Origin of the sequence: Oceanirhabdus seepicola (assembly GCF_023684385.1) — a bacterium.
GTDB classification, from domain to species: domain Bacteria; phylum Bacillota; class Clostridia; order Clostridiales; family Clostridiaceae; genus Oceanirhabdus; species Oceanirhabdus seepicola.
The window spans coordinates 345,574-369,981 of record NZ_JAGSOJ010000005.1 but is presented as its reverse complement, the minus strand read 5'-3'; the positions used below and the strand labels follow the sequence as shown (position 1 = coordinate 369,981).

At 29.6% G+C, this 24,408-nt stretch carries 27 protein-coding genes and 1 rRNA gene; 18 read left to right on the top strand and 10 right to left on the bottom strand.

Annotated elements, in window-relative coordinates; translation table 11 throughout:
- The 8 genes from KDK92_RS21820 to dnaA form a co-directional block, all read right to left on the bottom strand.
- A 16S ribosomal RNA gene (locus KDK92_RS21820) occupies positions 1-215 on the bottom strand; the annotation flags it as partial.
- 493 nt (positions 216-708) lie between these two features.
- On the bottom strand, positions 709-3,246 hold the full coding sequence (gene gyrA / locus KDK92_RS21815) for a DNA gyrase subunit A (protein ID WP_276576080.1): 2,538 nt from the start codon (positions 3,244-3,246) through the stop codon (positions 709-711).
- A gap of 24 nt (positions 3,247-3,270) precedes the next feature.
- Positions 3,271-5,178, bottom strand: a complete 1,908-nt coding sequence (gene gyrB, locus KDK92_RS21810; RefSeq protein WP_276576079.1) for a DNA topoisomerase (ATP-hydrolyzing) subunit B — start codon at positions 5,176-5,178, stop codon at positions 3,271-3,273.
- 21 nt (positions 5,179-5,199) lie between these two features.
- Complete coding sequence (remB, locus tag KDK92_RS21805; RefSeq protein WP_250861516.1) at positions 5,200-5,460, bottom strand: extracellular matrix regulator RemB; 261 nt, start codon at positions 5,458-5,460, stop codon at positions 5,200-5,202.
- A gap of 11 nt (positions 5,461-5,471) precedes the next feature.
- Complete coding sequence (gene recF, locus KDK92_RS21800; RefSeq protein WP_250861529.1) at positions 5,472-6,554, bottom strand: DNA replication/repair protein RecF; 1,083 nt, start codon at positions 6,552-6,554, stop codon at positions 5,472-5,474.
- Between the two features lie 135 nt (positions 6,555-6,689).
- Positions 6,690-6,896: a S4 domain-containing protein YaaA gene (yaaA, locus tag KDK92_RS21795; RefSeq protein ID WP_250861515.1), complete on the bottom strand. Its 207-nt coding sequence runs from the start codon at positions 6,894-6,896 to the stop codon at positions 6,690-6,692.
- 19 nt (positions 6,897-6,915) lie between these two features.
- Positions 6,916-8,016, bottom strand: a complete 1,101-nt coding sequence (dnaN, locus tag KDK92_RS21790) for a DNA polymerase III subunit beta (RefSeq protein ID WP_250861514.1) — start codon at positions 8,014-8,016, stop codon at positions 6,916-6,918.
- Positions 8,017-8,297: 281 nt separating this feature from the next.
- A complete protein-coding gene (dnaA, locus tag KDK92_RS21785; RefSeq protein WP_250861513.1) occupies positions 8,298-9,641 on the bottom strand; it encodes a chromosomal replication initiator protein DnaA in 1,344 nt (447 codons plus the stop codon).
- Between the two features lie 583 nt (positions 9,642-10,224).
- Between dnaA and rpmH the strand changes: the two genes are divergently transcribed.
- The 11 genes from rpmH (at position 10,225) to KDK92_RS21730 (ending at position 19,353) form a co-directional block, all read left to right on the top strand.
- Positions 10,225-10,359, top strand: a complete 135-nt coding sequence (rpmH, locus tag KDK92_RS21780) for a 50S ribosomal protein L34 (RefSeq protein WP_250861512.1) — start codon at positions 10,225-10,227, stop codon at positions 10,357-10,359.
- Between the two features lie 51 nt (positions 10,360-10,410).
- Positions 10,411-10,755 (top strand): ribonuclease P protein component, encoded by a 345-nt coding sequence (gene rnpA / locus KDK92_RS21775; protein WP_250861511.1) that lies wholly within the window; start codon positions 10,411-10,413, stop codon positions 10,753-10,755.
- Positions 10,752-10,961 (top strand): membrane protein insertion efficiency factor YidD, encoded by a 210-nt coding sequence (gene yidD, locus KDK92_RS21770; protein ID WP_250861510.1) that lies wholly within the window; start codon positions 10,752-10,754, stop codon positions 10,959-10,961. The genes rnpA and yidD overlap by 4 nt, the downstream gene beginning before the upstream one ends.
- Before the next feature lie 18 nt (positions 10,962-10,979).
- Positions 10,980-11,642, top strand: a complete 663-nt coding sequence (gene yidC, locus KDK92_RS21765; protein WP_250861509.1) for a membrane protein insertase YidC — start codon at positions 10,980-10,982, stop codon at positions 11,640-11,642.
- Between the two features lie 36 nt (positions 11,643-11,678).
- Complete coding sequence (gene jag / locus KDK92_RS21760; protein ID WP_250861508.1) at positions 11,679-12,311, top strand: RNA-binding cell elongation regulator Jag/EloR; 633 nt, start codon at positions 11,679-11,681, stop codon at positions 12,309-12,311.
- Between the two features lie 221 nt (positions 12,312-12,532).
- Positions 12,533-13,906 (top strand): tRNA uridine-5-carboxymethylaminomethyl(34) synthesis GTPase MnmE, encoded by a 1,374-nt coding sequence (gene mnmE / locus KDK92_RS21755; protein ID WP_250861507.1) that lies wholly within the window; start codon positions 12,533-12,535, stop codon positions 13,904-13,906.
- A gap of 8 nt (positions 13,907-13,914) precedes the next feature.
- Positions 13,915-15,789: a tRNA uridine-5-carboxymethylaminomethyl(34) synthesis enzyme MnmG gene (gene mnmG / locus KDK92_RS21750; RefSeq protein WP_250861528.1), complete on the top strand. Its 1,875-nt coding sequence runs from the start codon at positions 13,915-13,917 to the stop codon at positions 15,787-15,789.
- Between the two features lie 10 nt (positions 15,790-15,799).
- Positions 15,800-16,519, top strand: a complete 720-nt coding sequence (gene rsmG / locus KDK92_RS21745) for a 16S rRNA (guanine(527)-N(7))-methyltransferase RsmG (protein WP_250861506.1) — start codon at positions 15,800-15,802, stop codon at positions 16,517-16,519.
- 258 nt (positions 16,520-16,777) lie between these two features.
- Complete coding sequence (noc, locus tag KDK92_RS21740) at positions 16,778-17,557, top strand: nucleoid occlusion protein (protein WP_250861505.1); 780 nt, start codon at positions 16,778-16,780, stop codon at positions 17,555-17,557.
- A 168-nt stretch (positions 17,558-17,725) separates the two neighbouring features.
- Entirely contained in the window at positions 17,726-18,502 is a 777-nt protein-coding gene (locus KDK92_RS21735) for a ParA family protein (RefSeq protein WP_250861504.1), read from the top strand.
- Entirely contained in the window at positions 18,499-19,353 is an 855-nt protein-coding gene (locus KDK92_RS21730; RefSeq protein ID WP_250861527.1) for a ParB/RepB/Spo0J family partition protein, read from the top strand. Before KDK92_RS21735 ends, KDK92_RS21730 begins: the two co-directional genes overlap by 4 nt.
- Before the next feature lie 208 nt (positions 19,354-19,561).
- Here the strand turns inward: KDK92_RS21730 and yyaC are convergent, their stop codons facing one another.
- Both yyaC and KDK92_RS21720 read right to left on the bottom strand, forming a co-directional pair.
- A complete protein-coding gene (gene yyaC / locus KDK92_RS21725) occupies positions 19,562-20,137 on the bottom strand; it encodes a spore protease YyaC (protein WP_250861503.1) in 576 nt (191 codons plus the stop codon).
- A 111-nt stretch (positions 20,138-20,248) separates the two neighbouring features.
- Positions 20,249-21,403, bottom strand: a complete 1,155-nt coding sequence (locus KDK92_RS21720) for an aminotransferase class V-fold PLP-dependent enzyme (protein ID WP_250861502.1) — start codon at positions 21,401-21,403, stop codon at positions 20,249-20,251.
- Between the two features lie 236 nt (positions 21,404-21,639).
- On the opposite strand from KDK92_RS21720, the gene yedF reads away from it, so the two are divergent.
- The 7 genes from yedF (at position 21,640) to KDK92_RS21685 (ending at position 24,391) form a co-directional block, all read left to right on the top strand.
- Entirely contained in the window at positions 21,640-22,227 is a 588-nt protein-coding gene (gene yedF / locus KDK92_RS21715) for a sulfurtransferase-like selenium metabolism protein YedF (RefSeq protein ID WP_250861501.1), read from the top strand.
- Between the two features lie 109 nt (positions 22,228-22,336).
- Positions 22,337-22,597 carry a putative Se/S carrier protein gene (locus tag KDK92_RS21710; protein ID WP_250861500.1) on the top strand — a complete coding sequence of 87 codons (261 nt, stop codon included), beginning with the start codon at positions 22,337-22,339 and terminating at the stop codon, positions 22,595-22,597.
- A gap of 32 nt (positions 22,598-22,629) precedes the next feature.
- The gene (locus KDK92_RS21705) at positions 22,630-22,821 is read left to right on the top strand and encodes a DUF951 domain-containing protein (protein WP_250861499.1); all 192 of its coding nucleotides are present in this window, start codon (positions 22,630-22,632) and stop codon (positions 22,819-22,821) included.
- 113 nt (positions 22,822-22,934) lie between these two features.
- Positions 22,935-23,222: a 30S ribosomal protein S6 gene (gene rpsF, locus KDK92_RS21700; RefSeq protein ID WP_250861498.1), complete on the top strand. Its 288-nt coding sequence runs from the start codon at positions 22,935-22,937 to the stop codon at positions 23,220-23,222.
- Positions 23,223-23,235: 13 nt separating this feature from the next.
- Positions 23,236-23,682, top strand: a complete 447-nt coding sequence (locus KDK92_RS21695) for a single-stranded DNA-binding protein (protein ID WP_250861497.1) — start codon at positions 23,236-23,238, stop codon at positions 23,680-23,682.
- A gap of 26 nt (positions 23,683-23,708) precedes the next feature.
- The gene (gene rpsR / locus KDK92_RS21690; RefSeq protein WP_250861496.1) at positions 23,709-23,936 is read left to right on the top strand and encodes a 30S ribosomal protein S18; all 228 of its coding nucleotides are present in this window, start codon (positions 23,709-23,711) and stop codon (positions 23,934-23,936) included.
- A 140-nt stretch (positions 23,937-24,076) separates the two neighbouring features.
- Complete coding sequence (locus tag KDK92_RS21685; protein WP_250861495.1) at positions 24,077-24,391, top strand: MazG-like family protein; 315 nt, start codon at positions 24,077-24,079, stop codon at positions 24,389-24,391.
- The last annotated feature ends 17 nt before the right edge of the window (positions 24,392-24,408 follow it).

Below are 24,408 nucleotides of genomic sequence, written 5' to 3'. Positions count from 1 at the left end.
TTACTCCTTTAATCAGAAAATCATGCGAAACTCTGATATTATGCGGTATTAATCTCCCTTTCGGGAGGCTATCCCCCTCTTTGAGGCAGGTTGCTCACGTGTTACTCACCCGTCCGCCGCTAATCCGCTTCCCGAAGGAAGCTTCATCGCTCGACTTGCATGTGTTAGGCACGCCGCCAGCGTTCGTCCTGAGCCAGGATCAAACTCTCAGTTTGAAAAGTTTTTTTCCCAAGCTAGTACTTGCTTGCTTTTTGAAGAAATAAAATTTCTTCATACCTGTGTGTTTCTTTTATATCTCATGGAATTTAAGGCTTGCATTATACAAATAATACAAATTTCCTTTACTCTGTTTAATTTTCAATGAACATTCGTCATAAGACTTTTACATTATATCAATTATCTCAACTACTGTCAACATTTTTTTTACTTGTTAATTTGCTGCGTTGACATCAGCAACGAATGTTATTCTATCATACTTATCATACTAAATTTGTCGAATCGAATCATATAATTGAGTTTATTCTCTATTTACTCTATTATTCTATTATTTTCTCAGTATTACTTATATTGATACACACGGTATTGTTTATTTTAGTTGACTATTAAAAAAGACCATTTCACGCGCTTTATTAGAAAATATGATATCCTTAAACAAATAAAAAAAGACAGAACACTACTTTCTAAGTGCTCTATCTTTTCATATATCAATTACTCTTCAGATGATTCTTCTACTTCTTCTGAGCTGGATTCTATAATTTGAGCTCCTGCTTCTATTTGCTGATTATTTTCATCTTCAATTATTTCTTCATTCTCATCATCTATATAATTTATTTTAGCTATAGCTATAACAGTATCTTCTTCTCCGCTTCTCATAAGCTTAACACCCATTGTATTTCTTCCTGTAACAGATATATCTCTTACATTCAATCTAATTACTATACCATTACTGTTTATAAGCATTATCTCATCATCTTCACATACAATTCGTGCTCCAACCACTAATCCTGTTTTTTCAGTAACTTTATAAGTAATTACACCTTTTCCACCTCTATGTCTTTGTGGGTACTCTTCAACTCTTGTTCTCTTTCCTAAGCCATTTTCACTAACAACAAGCAGCTCTTCACTATCTTTTGTTATTACCATTGATACTACTTGGTCATTGTCTCTTAAAGTGATAGCTTTAACTCCACTAGCAGTTCTTCCCATAGCTCTTACATCATTTTCATTGAATTTGATGGAATAACCATTTCTAGTAACAAAAATTATTTCATCATTACCTTCTGTTACTCTAGCATTAACTAATTCATCGCCTTCTCTTAATGTTATAGCATTTAGTCCATTTCTTCTAATTGCAGAATATGCACTCATTGCAGTCTTCTTTACAATTCCATTCTTTGTACCCATAACTAAGAATTCATTTTCACCAAATTCTTTAACAGCTATTGCCGTTTGAACACTCTCTTCGGATTCAATGGATATAAGGTTAACCAGATTTATACCTTTAGCGGTTCTGCTTGCTTCAGGAATTTCATATCCTTTGAGCTTATATGCTCTCCCCTTGTTTGTGAAAAATACAATATTGTTATGAGTAGTAGTAATGAACATATGCTCAATAAAATCTTCATCTCTAGTAGTTACCCCTTGAATACCTCTTCCACCTCTTCTTTGAGAAGTATATGTATCAATTGGTAAACGTTTAATATATCCATTATGAGTAAGTGTAACAACAATTTGCTCTTCTTCAATTAAATCAGACATATCGATGCTGCTATCAATATATGTTAAGTCTATGTGTGATCTTCTCTCATCTCCGAATTTTGCTCTTACCTCTAACAAGTCACTCTTGATATTATCTAGAAGTATTTTATCATCAGCAAGAATAGCTCTTAATTCAGCTATTTTTTCTTGCAAATCATTATACTCCCCTTCAATTTTATCTCTTTCTAATCCTGTTAATCTTTGAAGTCTCATATCCAGAATAGCTTGAGCTTGTTTCTCAGATAAATTGAACTTCTCCATTAAACCTGATTTAGCTTCTGCTCCAGTTTTAGAACTTCTAATAAGCTTAATAACTTCATCAATATGGTCTAATGCAATTCTTAATCCTTCTAAAATGTGAGCTCTAGCTAAAGCTTTATCTAAATCAAATTGAGTTCTTCTTTTAAACACTTCTCTTTGATGATCTAGATAGTGAACCAATACCTGTTTAAGGTTTAATTGCTTTGGTTCATTATCAACTAATGCAATCATTATTACACCAAAAGTATCTTGCATTCTTGTATGCTTATATAATCTATTTAAGACAACATTAGGATTTGAATCTCTCTTAAGATCGATAACAATCCTCATACCTTCTCTACTAGACTCATCTCTTAAATCACTTATTCCATCTATCTTTTTATCTTTTACAAGGTTTGCTATACTTTCAATCAACTTAGCTTTGTTTACTTGATAAGGTAACTCAGTAACTATGATTTTGTTTCTACCTTTTTCTTCGATAATTTCACATTTAGCTCTAACTAAAATTTTACCCCTACCTGTTTCGTAAGCACTTTTTATCCCAGCTTTACCAAGTATAATACCTGCTGTTGGGAAATCTGGACCTTTAATAACTTTCATCAAGTCAGCTATTTCACTATCAGGCTCATCAATCAGCATTATAACCCCATCTATAACCTCTCTCAGATTATGAGGTGGTATATTAGTAGCCATACCTACTGCAATACCCGCTGATCCATTAACTAAAAGGTTAGGATATCTCGCTGGTAATACTGTAGGCTCTTTTTCTTCTCCATCAAAGTTATCAACAAAATCAACTGTATTTTTATTAATATCTCTAAGCATCTCTGCAGTTATTTTTTCCATTTTAGCTTCTGTATATCTCATTGCAGCGGCTCCATCTCCATCTACAGAACCAAAGTTTCCATGACCATTAACAAGTGTATATCTTATTGAAAAGTCTTGTGCCATTCTAACTAAAGCATCATAAACGGCAGTGTCTCCATGTGGGTGATATTTACCCAGAACATCCCCAACAATTCTGGCACACTTTCTAAAACTCTTTTCTGGTGTAAGATTAAGTTCATGCATGGAATATAATATTCTTCTATGAACTGGTTTCAAACCATCTCTTACATCAGGAAGTGCTCTTGCAACTATAACACTCATTGCATAGTCTATATATGAATTCATCATTTCTTTTCTGATATCTATCTCTCTAATATTCCCTATATTATTTAAACTCAAGTTTTTCACCTACTTTCATTTAGACTATATATCTAAATTTTGTACTTTCTTAGCATTTTCCTGTATAAACTCTCTTCTAGGTTCAACCTTATCACCCATTAAAATAGTGAATATCTCATCAGCTGCTATTGCATCTTGAATGTCAACTCTTAATAAAGTTCTCTTTTCTGGATCCATAGTTGTATCCCATAATTGTTCGGCATCCATCTCTCCAAGACCCTTATATCTTTGAATGTCAGTGTTTTTATCTTTACCACCAATTTGTTCTAATATCATATTTAATTCTTTATCACTATATGCGTAATATACTTTTCTATTTTTTGCTATTTTATAAAGAGGTGGTTGAGCAACATAAATATGTCCTTCTTCAACTAACGCCTTCATGTATCTATAGAAGAATGTTAATAACAATGTTCTAATATGAGCTCCATCTACATCGGCGTCAGTCATTATTATTATTCTGTCATATCTAATTTTTGATATATCAAATTCTTCTCCAATACCAGCTCCGATACCTGCTATCATAGATCTTATCTCAGCAAAGTTTAATATTTTATCAAGTCTCTGTTTCTCAACATTCATTATTTTACCCTTAAGAGGTAGAATAGCTTGGAATCTTCTATCTCTTCCTTGCTTAGCTGATCCTCCCGCTGAATCTCCCTCGACCAAATATACTTCACATTCTTTAGGATCTCTTGATGAGCAATCAGCTAATTTTCCAGGTAACGCTGTACTCTCAAGGATATTCTTCCTTCTTGTTAACTCTCTTGCTTTTCTTGCAGCTTCTCTTGCTCTTGCAGCATTTAAAGCTTTATCTACTATGATTTTTGCCAACTGTGGTGTTTCCTCAAGAACTGCACCAAAATGTTCGCTAAATAGACTATCAACAATACTTCTTACTTCACTATTTCCAAGTTTTGTCTTAGTTTGACCTTCAAACTGTGGATCTCTAAGTTTTACAGAAATTATAGCTGTAAGACCTTCTCTTATATCTTCACCAGTTAGATTTTTATCATTTTCTTTTAAGAAATTAAATCTTCTTGCGTAATCATTAACTATTCTTGTTAATGCAGTTTTAAATCCACTTAAATGAGTTCCACCTTCAACGGTATCAATATTGTTGGCAAAAGAGAATAAATTTTCAGTATATGAGTCATTGTATTGAATAGCTATTTCAAGACTATAAGTATCTTTTTCACCTTCAACATATATAGGTTCCTCATGTAAAGTTTCTCTATTTCTATTTAAGTACGCAACAAATGACTTTAGACCACCTTCATAGTGGAATTGTTTTGATTTTTCTTCTCTCTCATCGGTGAGTAGAATTTTTATACCTTTATTTAAAAAAGCTAACTCTCTTAATCTTTGAGCTAAAGTATCGAAATCATACTCTACTTCATCAAATATTTCTGCATCAGGTTTAAAGTATGTTTTAGTTCCACTTCCTTCACTTTCCCCAACAATAGTAAGATCCGAAACAACTTTACCTCTTTCAAACTCTTGTTTATATACCTTACCGTCTTTAGTTACTTCAACATAACATTCTTCTGATAAAGCATTAACAACTGATGCTCCAACTCCATGAAGCCCTCCTGATACTTTATAACCTTCACCGCCAAACTTACCACCAGCATGTAACACTGTCATTATTACTTCTACAGCTGGTCTTCCCATTTTAGCGTGTATTCCTACGGGGATTCCTCTACCATCATCTTGAACTGATATTGAATTATCTTTATGAATAGTTACTTCGATTGTTTCACAGAATCCTTGTAATGCTTCATCAATACTATTATCAACAATTTCATATACTAGATGATGTAGCCCTCTTGAACTAGTGCTTCCGATGTACATACCAGGTCTTTTTCTAACAGCTTCTAACCCTTCAAGTACCTGAATTTGACTTTCATCATAAATTTTGTTTTCTTTCATAGAAATCCTCCTATTAACTTGCTATTTATGATATGTGATTTCTGATCTTTTACTTAATGTTGAAGATGATATAGGTGATAAAAATATTTTGCTCATATTATCTACTTCTGCAATAATAAAAGATTTTGGTCTTTCATTATTGATTCTTTCTACAAATCCATCTTCTTCTGCCATTCTTAAAAATTGAATAGTATCATTGCTATATACTGTTGATTCATAATCAAATATACCGATTACATCCTTAAGAGGGACCACGATATTTTCACCTAAGTGTAAGAACATTACTCTCCTCCTTACGTTATCTCATCTATATGACCTTTATTAACAAGAAAAACCTTAGTTTCACCTGAAATATGTTCACGAATATCTGAAATTCCTGTACATGTTATAAATGTTTGCACATCTTTTATTGAATTTAAAATATATCTCTGCCTATTACTATCTAACTCAGATAAAACATCATCCAATAAAAGAACAGGGTACTCTCCAGTAATATGTTTTATAACTTTTAGAGATGCAAATTTAATTGTTAAAACAGCCGTTCTCTGTTGCCCCTGTGAGCCATATATTCTTGTATCCATTTCATTAATAATTATTTCAAAGTCATCTCTATGTGGTCCAACATTGGTTGATTTATTAAACATATCTCGTTCTCTGTTCTTAACAAATAATTTATATAATTCTTCTTCTGTAATCTCATTTAAAGGAGAAATATATCTAAATTCAATTACCTCTCTATTTTGTGTAATATCTTTATGCATTTTTTTTCCATAAAGGTTTAGATTTTTAATATACTCAATTCTATCTTTTATTATTTTAATTCCAAAAGAAGCTAATGTCATATCATATATGTCTAATAACTCTTTATTATTAATTTTTTTCAGAGCAGCATTTCTTTCTCCAAGAGCTTTTTTATATTGAGTTAAATTATGTAAATATGCTTTACTTAACTTGCACAACTCTATATCTAAAAATTTTCGTCTATACACAGGGGATTCTTTAACAATCTTTAGATCTTCGGGAGAGAACATTACTACATTTAATGCTCCGATTAATTCAGATAGTTTATTAACCTTTATAGAATTGATATTCAAACCCTTTGCACCATGTTTGAATATTTTCATATCGATTTTTTTATTCAATCTTTCTTTACAAACATAAATTTGAATATATGCTGCTTCGCTATTCCACATAATAAGTTCTTTGTCTCTTTTTGTTCTATGTGATTTTCCTAGTGAAGCTAAATATATAGATTCAAGAATATTTGTTTTTCCTTGAGCATTGTCACCTATAAAGATATTCGCTTCTTTAGTAAGCTTTAAATCTAACATTTCATAATTTCTGTAATTAATTAATTTTAAATATTCAATATACATATTAACACCTATTAACATTATAGCATAATAAATCGAATAATCCTATTAAAATTCCATTTATTACGTCTTTTAAACTTAATAATATCCCCCTATTACTTAGGGGGATAAATTCATCAGAACTCAATTTAGAGCTTTTTATACAATTTTATATTCTTCACTGTTAACTTTAACTATATCATCTTTATACAATTTTCTTCCTCTTCTTGTTTCTAATTCATTATTTACATACACTTGTTCCTCTTGTATAAGAAATTTTGCTTCAGATCCTAAACATGCTACTTCAGCCCATTTTAAGAATGCATCTAATTTAATATATTCTGTTTTGATTTCAATGTCCTTCATAAACTCACCTCAAATATTATTATTCCACCATTCTTACTGGTAATAGTAAGTACGTGCAATTATTTTTACCTTTATTTTTTACAATACACGGATTGACATTAGTTGAAAATTCCATTTCAACTTCTTCGCTATCCATAATTTTTAAGATATCCATAAGGTACTTTGAGTTAAATGCAATTTTTAAATCATCACCTTGCAAATTAATATTTATTTCTTCTCTTGCCATTCCTAATTGAGAATTCGAAGTTATTATCATTTTCTCTTCTTGAATATCTAATTTTACAAGATTTGTCTTACCTTCTTTTCCAATTAAAGATGCTCTATCTATACTGTTCAACAAATCATCTTTACGGGCAATAGTTTTTAATAAGTACTCTTTTGGAATTATTGAATCATATTTTATAAATTCACCTTCAAGTAATCTAGAAATAACTTTAGTTTTTCCAAGATCAAATAAAATATGATTTGTTGTGAATAGAATATTTATAACTTCTTCACTATCCTCTAATATTTTAGATACTTCACTTAAAGTCTTACCTGGTATAACATTATTTAATTCAACATTTGTATCAATACCTTCTGTTCTTATTGCAACTCTGTACCCATCCATAGCCACTAAATTAACTTTATTATCTTTAACCTCAAATAAAACACCTGTAAATATAGGTCTAGTTTCATCATGAGCTGTTGCAAATATTGTACTTTTTATCATATTCTTAAGCATATTTTGTGGTAATGTAATTGACTTTTCTTCTTGAATCGTAGGAATTGCTGGATAGTCATCAGCTAACATATGTACTAAAGTTGCATTTGATTTAAGACATTTTATTGTTAAAGTACTATTTTCATTAGTTGATATTTCAATATTATCATTTGGTAATTTTCTAATTAAATCTCCAAATAAACGAGAGTCTACAACAATCTTACCTTCTGTATTAATTTCAGCATCAACTGTTGCTTCGATTGTAAGATCTTTATCTGATCCTAGTAAAATTAATTTCCCATTTATCGCTTGAATTAAAATTCCTTGTAGAATGGGCATAGTTGATTTTCCAGTAACAGCTTTTTGAACCTTTGAAACTGCTTCCTGAAGTATATTTTTTTGTATAGAGAAATGCATAGTATAACCTCCTAAAGACACTTAAATTGTTAATAACTTTTTCTTATATATATAGATAAGTATTTATTTAAATTATAGTAGTAATAGTAATAGGGGCTGTGAATTTGTGGATAAGTGACCTTAGCCATAAGAAACAGCGATTTTGTTATTAAAAATGAATGTGGATAACTAAATGAAAAAATTTAGGTTTATCCACAGATATCCACAAAGCATGTTATTAGTTTTTTTTATCAACATGTTAATAACGTAGTATTATAAACACAATGTTAATTATCCACAGATTAATTTTGTTTAATCTTTTTTATTAAATCATTAATTATATTCTCTAGATTTTGATCAATTTTAATATTTGTTGATATTTTTTCATATGCATGTATTACTGTAGTATGATCTCTACCACCAAATTCTTCACCAATTTTAGGTAAAGACATATCTGTAAGTTTTCTACTGAGATACATAGCAATTTGTCTTGGGTGAGAAATGCTTCTTGTTCGTCTAGAAGATTTCAACTCTTCGATCGTTAGGCTATAATAGCTAGAAACAATATCTTGGATTAATTCAATTGTTACTTGTTTTGATTGCTTATTAGAAATAATATCTTTAAGAGCTTCCATTGCCAAATCAACTGACATATCTTTTCCTGTTAAAGAAGAATACGCAATAAGTCTTATTAAGGCACCTTCTAGCTCCCTTATGTTAGCTTTAATTTGCTTAGCAATATAAACAAGAACGTCATTATCTATATCTAATTTCTCATCATCAGCTTTTTTTCTTAAGATAGCAATTCTTGTTTCAAAATCTGGAGCAGCTATATCTGCGATTAAACCCCATTCAAATCTAGATCTAAGTCTATCCTCTAGTGTAGGAATTTCTTTTGGGGGCCTATCACTTGAAAGAATTATTTGTTTATTTGCGTCATGCAAAGTATTAAAAGTATGGAAGAATTCTTCTTGTGTACGTTCTTTACCAGCAATAAATTGAATATCATCTATAAGAAGTACATCAACATTTCTGTATCTATTTCTGAACTCTTCATTTTTATCGTCTTTTATTGAATTAATAAGTTCATTTGTGAATTTTTCAGAAGAAACATAAACAACATTACTATTTGGATTATTATCTAAAATATATTGACCAATAGCATGCATAAGGTGAGTTTTACCAAGTCCAACTCCTCCATAAATAAAGAGCGGGTTATAAGCCTTAGCCGGAGACTCAGCGACAGCTAAAGATGCTGCATGAGCAAATCGGTTACTATTACCGATTACAAAAGACTTAAACTTGTATTTTGGATTTAATGATGAGCTTAGAACATTAGCTACTACATTATCTTGGATTTTAACTTTAGTTTTTTTAGGTTCGATAACTACATCATCAGTATTGATAATAAAATCTAATTTGTATGTTTTAGATGTAGTGGATTTTATTGAATTTATTATTAAATCATTATATCTACCTACTAATATATCTTTAGTGAAATTATTCGGAACCCCTAGTTGTATAGTGGAATCATCCATAGACATAGGTGTAATACTCTTGATCCAAGTATTATAGCTGACTTCTGTAAGTTCATTTTTAATTATATCCAAAGTTCTATTCCATAATTCTTCAAGCTGGATGCTCATAGTAAATCCTCCAAAGCAAAAAAATTTATTTTAAAGTTATAAACATAAAAATAACAATAATATTAACAACTTCTGTTGTATATTATTTCTGTTGATACTTTACCTTAAAATATTCACAGTTGTTAATAACTACTGATAAAAATATTCTAAAATAAATAATAATTTTAGTTATCAACACAAAAAAAAATAGATTATTAAAATAAAAAAAGGTTTATTATTAAGAAAAATGACTAATATTAATAATAAATATATAAAAGATAAACAAGTTATACACAGATTTATCCACAAGGTGTGAATAACTTAATAAAAAACAAGTTTATACACAGTTCACTCTTAATAATATCAAAAGAAAAGAAGGTATTCAAGAAGTTATCCACAAAAATAATATTTAGAATGTCTTTTTGTTAACATTAAATTTTAATTATAATAAGAATAGTGGCTTGACATAAGTAATTGGTGAATATATAATTTATATAGTATTTTATTATTTACAATTAGAATAATTAACTTGATTAATAACGATTGTAATGCAGAAAAATTAATCCCTATATTAAAGAAAAGAATCGAAGGGGGTGTTTTACCTATGAAGATGACATACCAACCAAAAAAGAGACACAGAAAAAAAGAGCATGGTTTTAGAAAGAGAATGAAAACTAAATCTGGAAGAAATATCGTTAAGAGAAGAAGATTAAAAGGTAGAAAAAGCTTAACAGCATAAGGGCCGCACTTGTGGCCTTTTTCTGCAGATGCAGAAAAAAAGGAGTTACATATGAAAGAAACGAAAAAATATAGAATAAGGAAGAATTACGAGTATAGGACAGTATATAGGAGAGGTAAATCTTATTCTAGCAGATACTTAGTTTTATATGTAAAAAGAGTGAATAAAGATTTAAATAGAATTGGAATCTCCGTAAGTAAAAAAGTAGGAAATGCTGTTGTTAGAAATAGAGTAAAGCGTTTGGTCCGTGAAAATTATAATAATTATAAAAAGAATATAAAAGTAGGATATGATTTTATAATTGTTGCAAGAAGCGTTAGTAGAGATGCTAATTATAAGGATATAAATGAATCTGTGAAGGTACTTTTTAAAAAGGCAGGACTATACGAAGAATGAAAAGAATTTTAATTTTTATTATTAAATTGTATAGAAAATATATCTCACCTTTAAAACAACCATGTTGTAGATTTTATCCATCATGTTCTCAGTATGCTATTGATGCAATTTCAAAATATGGGGCATTAAAGGGAGGTTTCATGGCTATAAAAAGGATTATTAAATGTAATCCATTTAATCCAGGAGGATATGATCCTGTTAAATAATTTAGGAGGAGTTAATTGATGAATATTTTGGTGCAACCAATAGAAGCCTTTTTTGAATTTATTAGAACTTCCATAGAAATAATGATACCAAACCCTAATATTTCATATGGTTTAGCAATTATCGTTCTAACTATAATTGTGAGATTGTTATTACTTCCGTTAACACTAAAGCAGACAAAATCAATGAGTAAAATGACAGAAATACAACCAGAGCTTAAAAAGCTACAGGATAAATATAAAAATGATCCACAAAGATTAAATCAAGAAACAATGAAATTGTATAAAGAAAATGGTGCAAATCCTATGTCGGGATGTTTACCATTATTAATTCAGATGCCAATAATTATTGCACTGTTTACTGTATTCAGAGAACTTCAGGGTATTGAAAATGTTGGATTTGTACTTACACCATGGATTGAAAGTTTAGCATTACCAGATCCATACTTTATACTTCCAGTAATGTCTGCTATATTAACGTTTTTATCCATGAAATTATCTTCAGCAGGTACTGGAAATGCACAAATGGGTACTATGAATATAGTTATGACAGCGTTTATTTTATATGTCAGCCTTAAGTTTAGTGCAGCATTATTATTATATTGGGTAATAAATAACTTAATTCAGTTATTACAAACGTTCATTATTAAAAAAATGAAAAAATCGGAACCTACTAAAGCATAATAATGTATTACGTAGGGAGAGGCAGGTGTATGTTGAGTGAAATCTATTGAGGTTACAGCAAAGACTGCTGAAGCGGCAATTGAAAAAGGTTTGATGCAACTTAATACTACTAAAGAAAATGTCGACATTGAGATACTTGATCAAGGAAGTAAAGGCTTCTTAAATATTTTTGGGGTTAAAGAAGCTGTTGTCAAAATAATATTAAAAAAACAATTTGATAAAGAGGCTGAAGAATTCTTAAATAAAATATTCACTCACATGGGTGTTGAAGCTAAAGTAGAAACAAAAGAAACTGAGGATAGCTTAAATATTGAAATTTTAGGTGAAGACATGGGAATCTTGATAGGATATCGTGGTGAGACTTTAGATTCACTTCAATATTTAACTAGTTTAGCGATTAATAAAGACACTAATGAGAAATATAAAAGGGTAATAATTGACACTCAAAATTATAGAGCTAAGAGAACTGAAATCTTAAAAGGGCTTGCTATAAAGAAAGCTAAAAGAGCAAAAATGTTCAATAAAGCTATAAAATTAGAGCCAATGAATCCATATGAGAGAAGAATAATTCACTCAGCTCTTCAAAACGATAATTATGTGAAAACATTTAGTGAAGGTGACGAACCTTATCGTAGAGTTGTAATAGAACCTAAAAGGAAGAAAGCCTAGAGGCTTTCTTTTTTTCTTGAAAATAATAGTTTTTTTTTGTAATATGTATATTAGGATTCATTAATGTTAATTATTATTAATTAATACATAAATAATAATTTAGGAATTATAAATGTAATTAAAAATTAATAATTAAATTTATATATATAGTGAAGATTATATATTATATAGTATTATTCCGAATAATAATTTAGAATTTTATTCTAAGAAGGTGAGTAGATATGAAAGAATTTGATACGATTGCAGCAGTTGCCACTAGTATTGGTGAAGGTGGAATTTCTATTATTAGAGTTTCAGGAAATGATGCATTAAAGATAACTAAGAAGATTTTTGTTGGTAAAAATGACAGAAAATTAGATAATATAAAGAGTTATACAATGAGATATGGATTTATTGTAGATTGTGATGGAAATAAGATAGATGAAGTAATTATATCATTTATGAAGGGACCTAGAAGTTTCACAGCAGAAGATACAATTGAAATTAATTGTCATGGTGGAGTGGTTGTTACTAATAACATTTTAAATGAGGTTATTAGAGCGGGAGCAAGGTTAGCTGAGCCTGGAGAGTTTACAAAACGTGCGTTTTTAAATGGTAGAATAGATTTAAGTCAAGCGGAGGCTGTAATTGATATTATTAGAGCTAAGACTGAAATCAGTGCAAGATCAGCATTACAACAATCAGAAGGAATAATTTCCAAGGAAATAAATGAACTTAGAGCACATTTGTTAGGGATAATTGCTAGTATCGAAGCAACTGTAGATTATCCTGAAGATGAATTAGAAGAGGTAACAGCTGATATAGCAACAAGAAAATCAAGTAATATACTAATGGAAATTAATAGATTATTACAAAGTGCTGACGAAGGTAAGATATTAAGAGAGGGAATAACTACAACATTAGTTGGAAAACCTAATGTTGGAAAATCATCCTTGCTTAATACAATTTTAAAAGAAACTAGAGCAATAGTGACTGATGTACCTGGTACAACAAGAGATATTATTGAAGAATACATTAATTTCAAGGGTATCCCTATTAAATTAATTGATACAGCAGGAATTAGAGAGACAGAAGATGTTGTGGAGAGAATTGGAGTAGAAAAGTCACGACAAATGATTGAAATGGCCGACTTAGTTCTATTCGTTTTAGATAATAGTAGACCAATTGATGAAGAAGATAAAGAGATATTTGAGTATATTAAACCAAAGAATTACTTAGTGATTATAAATAAAATTGATTTAGATAAAGAGATGGATATTAGTGAGTTAGATATTGAAAAATCTAGGATTATTAAAACTTCTATTAAAGGTGAAGTAGGTATAGATAAGATAAAACAGCGTATAGAAGAAATGTTCTTTGGCGGGAAAATTGATTATAGCGATGTTTATGTAACAAACAATAGACACAAGCAAGCCTTAATAAGGGCTAAAGAGAGTATGAGGCATGCTATTGATGCGTTAAGTGTTACATTGGCTATAGATTTAGCTTCTATTGATTTAAGGGATGCGTGGAGACATTTAGGTGAAATAACTGGAGATACACTTGAAGAAGATATAATAGATAAAATATTTGCAGAATTTTGTTTAGGAAAGTAGGTGAAGTAATGGCGTATTTTGGCGGAAAATATGATGTAATTGTGGTTGGAGCCGGTCATGCAGGATGTGAAGCAGCTTTAGCTTCGGCTAGATTAGGATGCAAGACATTAATGTGTACTACAAGTTTAGAGAGTATAGCGATGATGCCATGTAATCCTAATATAGGAGGTACTGCTAAGGGGCATCTGGTAAAAGAGATAGATGCTTTAGGTGGAGAGATGGGAATCAATATTGATAAGACATTTATTCAATCAAGAATGTTGAACTTATCAAAGGGACCAGCAGTTCATTCACTTAGGGTTCAAGCAGATAAACATAGATATTCTCAAGAAATGAAAAGAACTTTAGAAAAAGATGATAATCTTGAATTGAAAATGACTGAAGTAGTTAAGATTACACATGAAGATAATAAAGTTACAGGAGTTATAACAAAGAATGGAGCTTATTATGAAAGTAAGACTGTGGTCATAACAACTGGAACATATCTTAAGTCATCAATAATAATTGGAGAAAATCAATTTAATGAAGGGCCTTCTGGATTATTACCAGCTAATTATCTATCTGATTCACTTAGTGAATTAGGAATAGAATTAAGAAGATTTAAAACAGGAACCCCGGCCAGAGTTCATAGAAGATCTGTAGATGCTTCAATGATGACTGAACAGCCAGGAGATTTAAAAATAGTACCGTTCTCTTTCATGAATAGAGAACTTGATAGAGTGCAAGTATCTTGTTACTTGACATATACTAATGAAAAAACTCATGAGGTTATAAGAAATAATATTCATAGATCACCATTATATAATGGAACAGTAAAGAGTACGGGACCAAGGTATTGTCCATCTATTGAAGATAAAGTAATGAGATTTCCAGATAAGGAAAGACATCAAATATTTATTGAGCCTGAAGGAGAAAATACAGATGAACTTTATGTTCAAGGTATGTCAAGTTCACTTCCAGAAGATGTACAGATAGAGATGTTGAGAACTATAAAGGGATTAGAGAATGTTGAAATTATGAGAATTGGATATGCAATAGAATATGATTGTATAAACCCTAAGCAATTAGATTTATCTTTAGAGATAAAGCATGTTGATGGATTATTCTCAGCTGGACAGTTCAATGGAAGTTCGGGATATGAAGAAGCAGGAGCACAGGGAATTATAGCAGGTATAAATGCCGCTAGAAAAGTTCAAGGGAAAGAACCTGTTATTTTAAACAGATCTGATGGATATATTGGTGTCTTAATCGATGATTTGGTTACTAAAGGGACTAATGAGCCGTACAGAATGATGACATCTAGGTCGGAATACAGACTTCTCTTAAGACAAGATAATGCTGATCTTAGATTAACACAGATAGGATATGATATTGGTCTTGTTTCAGAAGAAAGATTGAATATATTTACCTATCGAAAATTAGCAATAGATGATGAAATAAATAGAATAAAAGAAGTAAAGATAACAAACAAACGAGAGGTTAATGAATGGTTAATATCTATGAATTCCGCGGAATTAAAAAAGCCAATTTCCTTGTATGAACTAATAAAAAGACCAGAGCTGAATTATGAGATGGTTGAAGAACTAGATAAAGATAGAGTTGATTTGCCATTAGATATTCAGCAACAAGTATCAATATCAGCTAAATATGAAGGATATATTAAAAAACAACTTGAACAGGTAAATCAATTTAAAAAGTTTGAAAATAAGAAGATACCAGTAGGAATTGATTATAAGGATGTAAAAAGTTTAAGGATAGAAGCTATGCAGAAATTAAATGAAATAAAACCTGAGAATCTAGGGCAAGCATCAAGAATATCTGGAGTATCACCAGCAGATATCACAGTGCTTATGATTTATTTAGAACAAAATAAAAATAAATAGGGGCGGATTTATGGAATACTATAAACTATTTGAAAAAGCTTGCGAAGATGTAGATATTAAATTTAATGAAGACATGTACAATAAATTTATGAAATATAAAGAGCTTATTAAAGAATGGAATAAAAAAGTTAATTTAACAGCAATAACAGAAGATGAAGAGATAATAAAAAAACATTTTATAGATTCTATAAAGGTTTTAAAAAATGATGGACTTAGGCATGGAAATAAAGTTATTGATATTGGTACTGGGGGAGGATTCCCAGGGATACCACTTAAGATAGTTTTACCAGATATAAAAATAACTTTATTAGATTCTCTAAATAAAAGGATAAACTTTCTTAATATAGTTATAGAAGAATTAGGTCTTGAAAATATAGATACAATACACGGAAGAGCTGAGGATTTTGGTCAAAATCCAAAATATAGAGAAAAATATGATTACGCTGTTTCAAGAGCTGTTGCTAATTTAACTGTTCTAAGTGAATTTTGTATACCTTTTGTTAAGGTTGATGGAAAATTCCTTGCTATGAAAGGTCCGGCTGTAGAAGAAGAATTAAATGAAGCAAAGAAAGCAGTAAATGTTTTAGGGGGAGAATTAAAAGTTGTTGATAATGTAGTTGTTGAAGGTAGTGATTTAAATCATAATTTAGTTTGTATTTTAAAGAAAAAATCAACTCCTAAAAAGTATCCTAGAAAAGCAGGAATGGTAACTAAAAGTCCTATTAAATAATGAGAAATATTGGAAATGGGAATATTTTAAAGAGGATTTTTTCTTTATATATAGAATTAGATATAGTAGAAGTTTTATGAGGGTAACTCTATAGATATCTTACCACGAAATTTGACTTATGAATGTTAAAAACTCGTTGGAACAACGAGTTTTTGGACTTGCATAAATTAATTATAAACCTTAGAAAATGATGTTTATAAATTTATTTTAGCTGAGATATCTATGAAAGAGTTAAAATGATCAAAGGGATGGTTAATTATGGATAAATCGGTAAGCTATGTTAAGGTTGAAAAAATTATTCCTAATAGAAGTCAACCAAGACAAATTTTTAAAGATGATGCATTAAATGAATTAGCACAATCAATAGGTACTTATGGTATAATTCAACCTATTTCATTAAGAAAGATTGATGAAAGTACTTTTGAAATAGTTGCAGGTGAAAGAAGATTTAGAGCTGCAAAATTACTTGGGTTAGAAGAAGTACCATCAATTATTGTGGACTTAGATGAGAAAGACAGTGCTATTGTTGCATTATTAGAGAACGTTCAAAGGGAAGATTTGAACTTCATGGAAGAAGCTGAAGCTTATAGTAAATTATTAAAAGAGTATAATTATACACAAGGGCAGCTTGCAGAAGTTATTGGAAAAAAGCAATCTACAATAGCAAATAAATTAAGAATACTTAAGTTACCTGAAATGGTTAGAAGTATGTTGATAGAGAATCAATTAACAGAAAGACATGGAAGAGCATTACTTAAGTTGCCGAATGAAGAATTACAATTAGAAGTTCTTAAAAAAGTAATTGATAAAGAATTGAATGTTAAAAACACTGAAGAGCTGATTAAGTTAGAACTTCATAAACTAGAGAATGCAGAAATTGCAGCAGATGGCAAAAAGAAAATTAAGGGGATTTTCTCTCCTAGAATTTATATGAATACCATAAAACAAACTTTTGATAAGTTTGGAGTCAGTGCTTCTTATAGAAGTAAAGAATTAGAGGATTCAATTGAAATTGTAGTTAAAATACCAAAAAAGTAATGTTTCACGTGAAACATTACTTTTTTTTATTACCGATTACTTAAAAATGACTTTCAAAATATTAGAAATAATAATATAATTAAAGTATAAGATCTAATACTTTAATTATATATATATTTTAAATAAAAGGTCTTAAATGAATTTTCATTATAAGGGTGGGGAAGTTTAATGAAAAAAATATGTATCTTTAACCAAAAGGGTGGGGTAGGAAAAACTACGGTGAATATAAATCTTTGTGCTAATTTGGCTCTCATGGGACTAAAAGTTTTAGTGATAGATATAGATCCTCAAGGGAATACTACCAGCGGGTTAGGAATAGACAAAAGAAAAGTTAATAAATCAATGTATGATTTACTTACTAATAGAGATATAAAATTTAATGATGTGATAGTAGAAAGCGAATTAATTAGTAATTTTTACTTGGCTCCATCAACAATGGAATTAGCTGGTGCAGAAGTAGAATTAATGCGGTTAAATAATAGAGAAGAAATACTAAAAGAGAAGATTAATGAAGTAGAAAATGATTACGACTTCATATTTATTGATTGTCCTCCTTCTTTGGGATTCTTGACAATCAATGCATTAACAGCCTGTGAAAGCGTATTAATTCCAATACAGTGTGAATTTTATGCTCTTGAGGGTGTAGGACAACTTGTTAACACAATTAATTTAGTAAAAAAATCATTAAATAAAGAATTGGTTATAGAAGGTGTATTATTAAATATGTATGATTCTAGAACTAGATTAAGTTCTGAAGTAGTAGAAGAGGTCAAAAAATATTTTAAGAATAAAGTTTATGATACTGTGATACCTAGAAATATTAGACTAGCTGAGGCACCTAGTTTTGGGTTGCCTGTAATTCTTTATGATAGAAAATGTAAAGGTACAGAAGCTTTTGGTAACTTTACTAACGAATTTTTGAGTAAAAATAAAGGAGGAATATAATGAAAAAACATGGCCTTGGGAGAGGTTTAGGAGCCTTAATACCTGAGAATAGTACAGAAGTAGATAATAATGAAGGATTGATATCTATACAATTAATTAAGCCTAATAAAGATCAACCGAGAAAAAACTTTGATGATGAAAAAGTTGATCAGTTATCTAAATCTATTAAAGAACATGGAATAATTCAACCTCTTATTACATATAAAGATGGAGAAAATTACATAATTATAGCAGGAGAAAGAAGATGGAGAGCTGCTAAAAAGTGTAAACTAAAAGAAATACCGGTTGTTGTTGTTGATAAAAAAAGTGATAAGCAAGTTTTAGAATTATCTTTAATTGAAAATATTCAAAGAGAAGATTTGAATTCTATTGAAGTGGCTTTGGGATATAAGAGTTTAATAGAGGATTTTTCTCTTACTCACGATGAATTAAGTGATAGAATAGGAAAATCAAGAACTTCAATAACAAATACATTAAGATTATTACAATTAGATAGTAGAGTTCAAGAATATTTAATTGATAAAGTTATAACCGAAGGACATGGAAGAGCTCTATTGAGTTTAGATGACAAGGAATTTCAATATAAACTTTCACAAAAAATTATTGATGATGGTTTAAGTGTTAGAGATACTGAAAGATTGGTTAAGACACTAGCTAAAAAAGGAAAGAATAATGACAAGAATAAAGAGAAAGAGGATTATTCAATTTTCTTAAAGGAATATTCTACAGTATTAGAAGAAAAACTAGGAACAAAAGTAGCGTTTAAGAGTAAATGTAAAAATAAAGGAAAAATTGAAATAGAATATTATTCTATAGATGATTTAGAGAGATTAATGAAAATATTGAGTTAAGGTATATTCAAATAAATAACAAGTCAGTGTGCTAGTCTATTTTGCGAACTACTTCATCCTTGGAACCCACTGATAGAACTACTATCAGCCCAACATGACCTATTTCGCAAAATATCCGTCGCATCTTTGACTTGTTATTTATTTTCATATACCTAATGTTTCACGTGAAACATTAACTCTTTGTCAAGCACGCGGAGCGTGTTTTTTTTTAAATTACATTAGAGGCGGTATTTTTTCCACCTATAGTTTTAATTATAGAGTGGTAGACTCCTTTAGAAATTATATCAGCTAGTCTCATAACAACATATAATCTTGTATTTTGAAGGACCATAAATTCTAGACCACCTGATATATTAACTATTCCAGTAATACTAATATCACCTATTGGGGGCAAATCTTTATTCATTGCTGCGCCAGGTCGTAATGGTTTATTTTGCAGAGAAATACTACCAATGCTTTGAAGACTTCCTAAAGATGCGTCAATGGCAACTATAAAGGGATTATTATAAGTAGAATAGATTAAATTTATATTTTCTTGTAAATTCTTAGAGTGAACAGGAGTTTTTAAATTTCCATAAACAAAAACATTATCCCTATCTAGGAATTTTAATTTTTCGCCAACTAATGGGCCTAAACTATCACCTGTAGATCTGTCTGTTCCAATACATAAAATCACAAGGGGTCGTCCACTCTTCACTACAGGTTTAATATAATTAGAAATTGAATCACGTAAAGTATTAATACAATTATTAGAATTAGAATTTATAATTTCTTTTTTATGCATAAACAAACCTCCTATTGTAAGTATTCCCAATAAGGAGGTTTGTATACAAATTTATTCGAATTTAGGGTATAAAAATAAATAATAGACTAGCATACTGAAAAGCTATTTATTTTAATATGCCTTATGTAATTTATATATAGAGTCAATACAGTACTTTATATCAATTGAATCATTAAAGAATCCAAAGCTTAATCTTAAAGTTCCATTAGGATAAGTATTAATAGTTTTATGAGCTAAAGGAGCGCAATGCAATCCACTTCTTGTGACAATACCATATTTATGATCTAACTCAAAAGAGAATAAAGAATTATCAAGTTTGTGAGAATTTACTGAAACAGCTGATGTTCTCAAATTCGAATTAGTGGAACCATATAAATCTATATAGGGCATATTTAATAATGATTCAATAAGTTCATTATTTAAATCAATTTCATGCTCTCTAATAGTTTCAATCTTTGTATTTAATATAAATTTAATACCTGCATTGAGCCCGGCAATTCCTGGTGTATTTAAAGTTCCACTTTCAAATTTATCAGGAAGAAAAGTTGGTTGAATAATTTCAGAAGATGTACTTCCAGTTCCACCAGTAATAATTGGGTCTACAATCATATTGAATTCATCAGAAATAACAAATCCTCCAATTCCTTGAGGGCCTAATAATGATTTGTGACCAGTAAAACATAGCGCACTAAAATAAATATCTGAAAGGTTTATATCAAGTACACCAGCACTTTGAGCACTGTCAATTATAAAAAATATTGATTTTTTTTTACAAATTTCGCTAAGCTTCTTAATTGGTTGAATAGATCCTATAATATTTGAACTATGAGATAATACAAATAATTTAGTATTTGGTTTTATGTGATTCTCAAAGACTGTAGAATCTATATACCCGTCTTTATCGCATTGAATTATATCCAAGTCAATGATACCTTTTTCATAAAGATGATTAAGCGGTCTAAGTACTGAATTGTGTTCCATAGAAGTAGTTATAACATGCCATCCTTTTTGAACACAGCCATTGATTAGCATATTTAAAGAGTGAGTAATATTACTTGTGAATATAATATTTTCAGGAGAATCAAAATTAAATAATTTACAGAGATTCTCTCTACACTCAAATACAATTCTACTTCCTTCTAAATTTGAAAAAGAAGCACTTCTACCAGGATTACTACTAATACTGTTTAAACAATTAGTAATTTCAGCGATAACTGACTTAGGTTTAGGAAAAGAAGTAGCTGCATTATTTGCATAAAGTTTCATAAGTGGTCTCCTTTTTTATATCAATTTTTTTCTAATATATAACTTAAATTAAATTAAATTAAAGTTATATATTAATAATTAAAAATGTTTATTAAAATACGATAAATAAATTTCATGATTATACAATAATACACAAAACATATTATGAATATAAAAAAATTTATTGTATAATATTATTATAAATTATAATCGTTAATATAGAAATAATTAATTAATAAAATAAGGGAGGATTTAGAGTGAAAAATAAAATTATAGATTGTACAGGATTAAACTGTCCTATTCCTGTTATAAATACAAAGAAAGCATTATCAGAGATTAAAGAAGGTATTATTGAAGTAATCATAGATAATGAAATAGCGAAGGTTAATATTGAAAAATTAGCAAACAATCAAAATATGAAATATGATGTTATAGATTCTGAAGGAAAGTTCATAATTAAGATAATTAAAGAATTATCCGAAGAACAAAAAAAATCTATAAAAGATAATGAAAAGTTTACTATAGTAATAGGAACAGATGTGATGGGACAGGGAAGTGAAGAACTAGGTAGAATTTTGATTAAGGGATATATATTTGCTTTAAGCGAAAGTGAAGTAAAACCTACGGATATAATAATCTTAAATGGAGGAGTAAAACTTGCGGTTGAAGGGTCAAATGTTATTGAATCTCTAAGAAAACTTGAAAATGAAGGAATTAAAATTCAGGTATGTGGAACTTGCTTAGAATATTATAAAGTTAAAGATCAGTTGAAAGTTGGAGAAATAAGTAACATGTATAATATAGTAGAAACTATGAACTCTTCAGATAAAATAATTAATATATAAATATGAAACACATTGATATAAGCATGATTACACGTGATAATTTATTAAGGGAATATTTAAATTTACTTAATAAAAAACTAATATTTAAGGAAACTTGATGGTGAAAAACATGGATAAAATTTATTTAATAACATTTAAAAATACACATGATGCAATTAAAGGTGAGAGTATAGCTAATAAAAAAAATGTAAAAGTAAGAGTAATGCCTACGCCAACAAAAATAACAAAGAGCTGTGGGATAAGTTTAGAAATGAATCATGAAAATATGTTAATATTGAAAGAGGAAATAAAAAAGGAAAAAATGAATATAAACAATATCTATTTGATTAAAAATGGTGAGTATATCAGTAGTGAAATTGACAATATTTAACATATATCTATATTAAGTATTGGAGTGATAATATGAAAGAGTACGGGCTTGGTGATATAGTAGAAATGAAAAAAGGTCATCCATGTGGTGCAAATAGCTGGAAAGTAATTAGACTAGGCGCAGATATAAAAATTAAGTGTACTGAGTGTAATAGAATAGTTATGGTCCCAAAGGTAAAGTTTGATAAAGGGGTTAAGAAAATATTACTAAAAGCAGAAGAGTAGGAATTATAAAAAATCACTTGCTTTTTTTTAAGAAAAATGTTATTCTTGTAAGGTGATTTTCCCTGCTGTAATATATTACAGCCGTTAGTCCGAGGGGAGGAGGTGAAATAGAAATGAGATCTTATGAAACTATATTTGTGTTAAGACCTACTTTAGATGAAGAAGCTATAAATGCTAATATCGAAAAGTTCAAAGGCATCATTGAAAAGAATGGTGGAGAAATCGTTGAAGTTGATACTTGGGGTAGAAGAAAATTAGCTTACCCAATTAAAAAGGTAAACGAAGGTTTTTATACTTTAGTAAACTTCAAAGCAGATTCAGAATTACCTAAAGAGTTAGCTAGAAATTTCAGAATTTCTGACAGCGTTATAAGACATATTATCGTTAAAGACGAGAAATAAGGTGGTGTAAGCTGTGAATAAGGTTGTTTTAATTGGTAGATTAACAAAAGATCCTGAATTAAAATTTACCCCTGGAAACGGAACTGCTGTAGCAACGTTTAGTGTTGCTGTAGATAGAAAGTTCAAAAGTGAAGGGCAACCTACTGCAGATTTTATCCCAATAGTTGTTTGGGGTAAACAAGCAGAAAATACTGCTAACTATATGAGCAAAGGTAGACTTATTGGCATTAGTGGTAGAATTCAAACTAGAAGCTATGAAGCAAAAGATGGAACTAGAAGATATGTTACTGAAATAGTAGCAGAAGAAGTTCAATTCTTAGGCGGAAAACAGTCATCTGACGGTAACAACGATTTTGGCGGAGGATTTGGCGGAAGTAGTAATACTGGCGCATCCTTCAAAAAAGAACCTGATTATGGGAATGATGTTACTCCTGTTGATGATGATGATATTCCATTTTAGTTTCTCATAAAGGAGGGAAGTAGGAAATGGCACTTAGAAAAGGTAGAAGAAAGAAAAAAGTTTGTGGATTCTGCATGGACAAAGTTGTAGCTATCGATTATAAAGATGTTAACATCTTAAAGAAATATATAACTGAAAGAGGAAAAATTCTTCCAAGAAGAATCTCTGGTAACTGCGCTAAACATCAAAGAATGCTTACTTTAGCAATAAAGAGAGCTAGAAACATCGCATTATTACCATTCACTATGGAATAATATATTGCAGCTTCATAAGAGGCTGCTTTTTTAATACCCTAAACAGTAAAAGGTAAATATTGAAAAATGGATTTACACAGCTTGCATAATCCTATAAAAAAAACTAAAATATACTTATAGGTGTAAAAGGGGTTGGGGTTATGAGAAAAGAAGATTTGAATATAATGGCGAGCGTTAGTTTAATAGAGAACCTTAAAGCTGATTTAATTTCTATAATTGGAGATTTATTTAAATTACTGGCAAAAGGAAGTAATATAGCGCAAGATTCAATATTAGAATGTATTTCTGGAGCGGTGATTGTATTGTATCTTTTAGCAAACAGATTAGGTTACAGTCCATATAATGTTGATGAATGCGTTAAAAGTAAGTTAAAGGATGGCATCATGGAACATGACATAATTGAAAAAGAAGGAAAAGATCTTAGTAAACTTCTGAAACATTTTGAAGAGAAATAGGTTAAAATATCTATGAA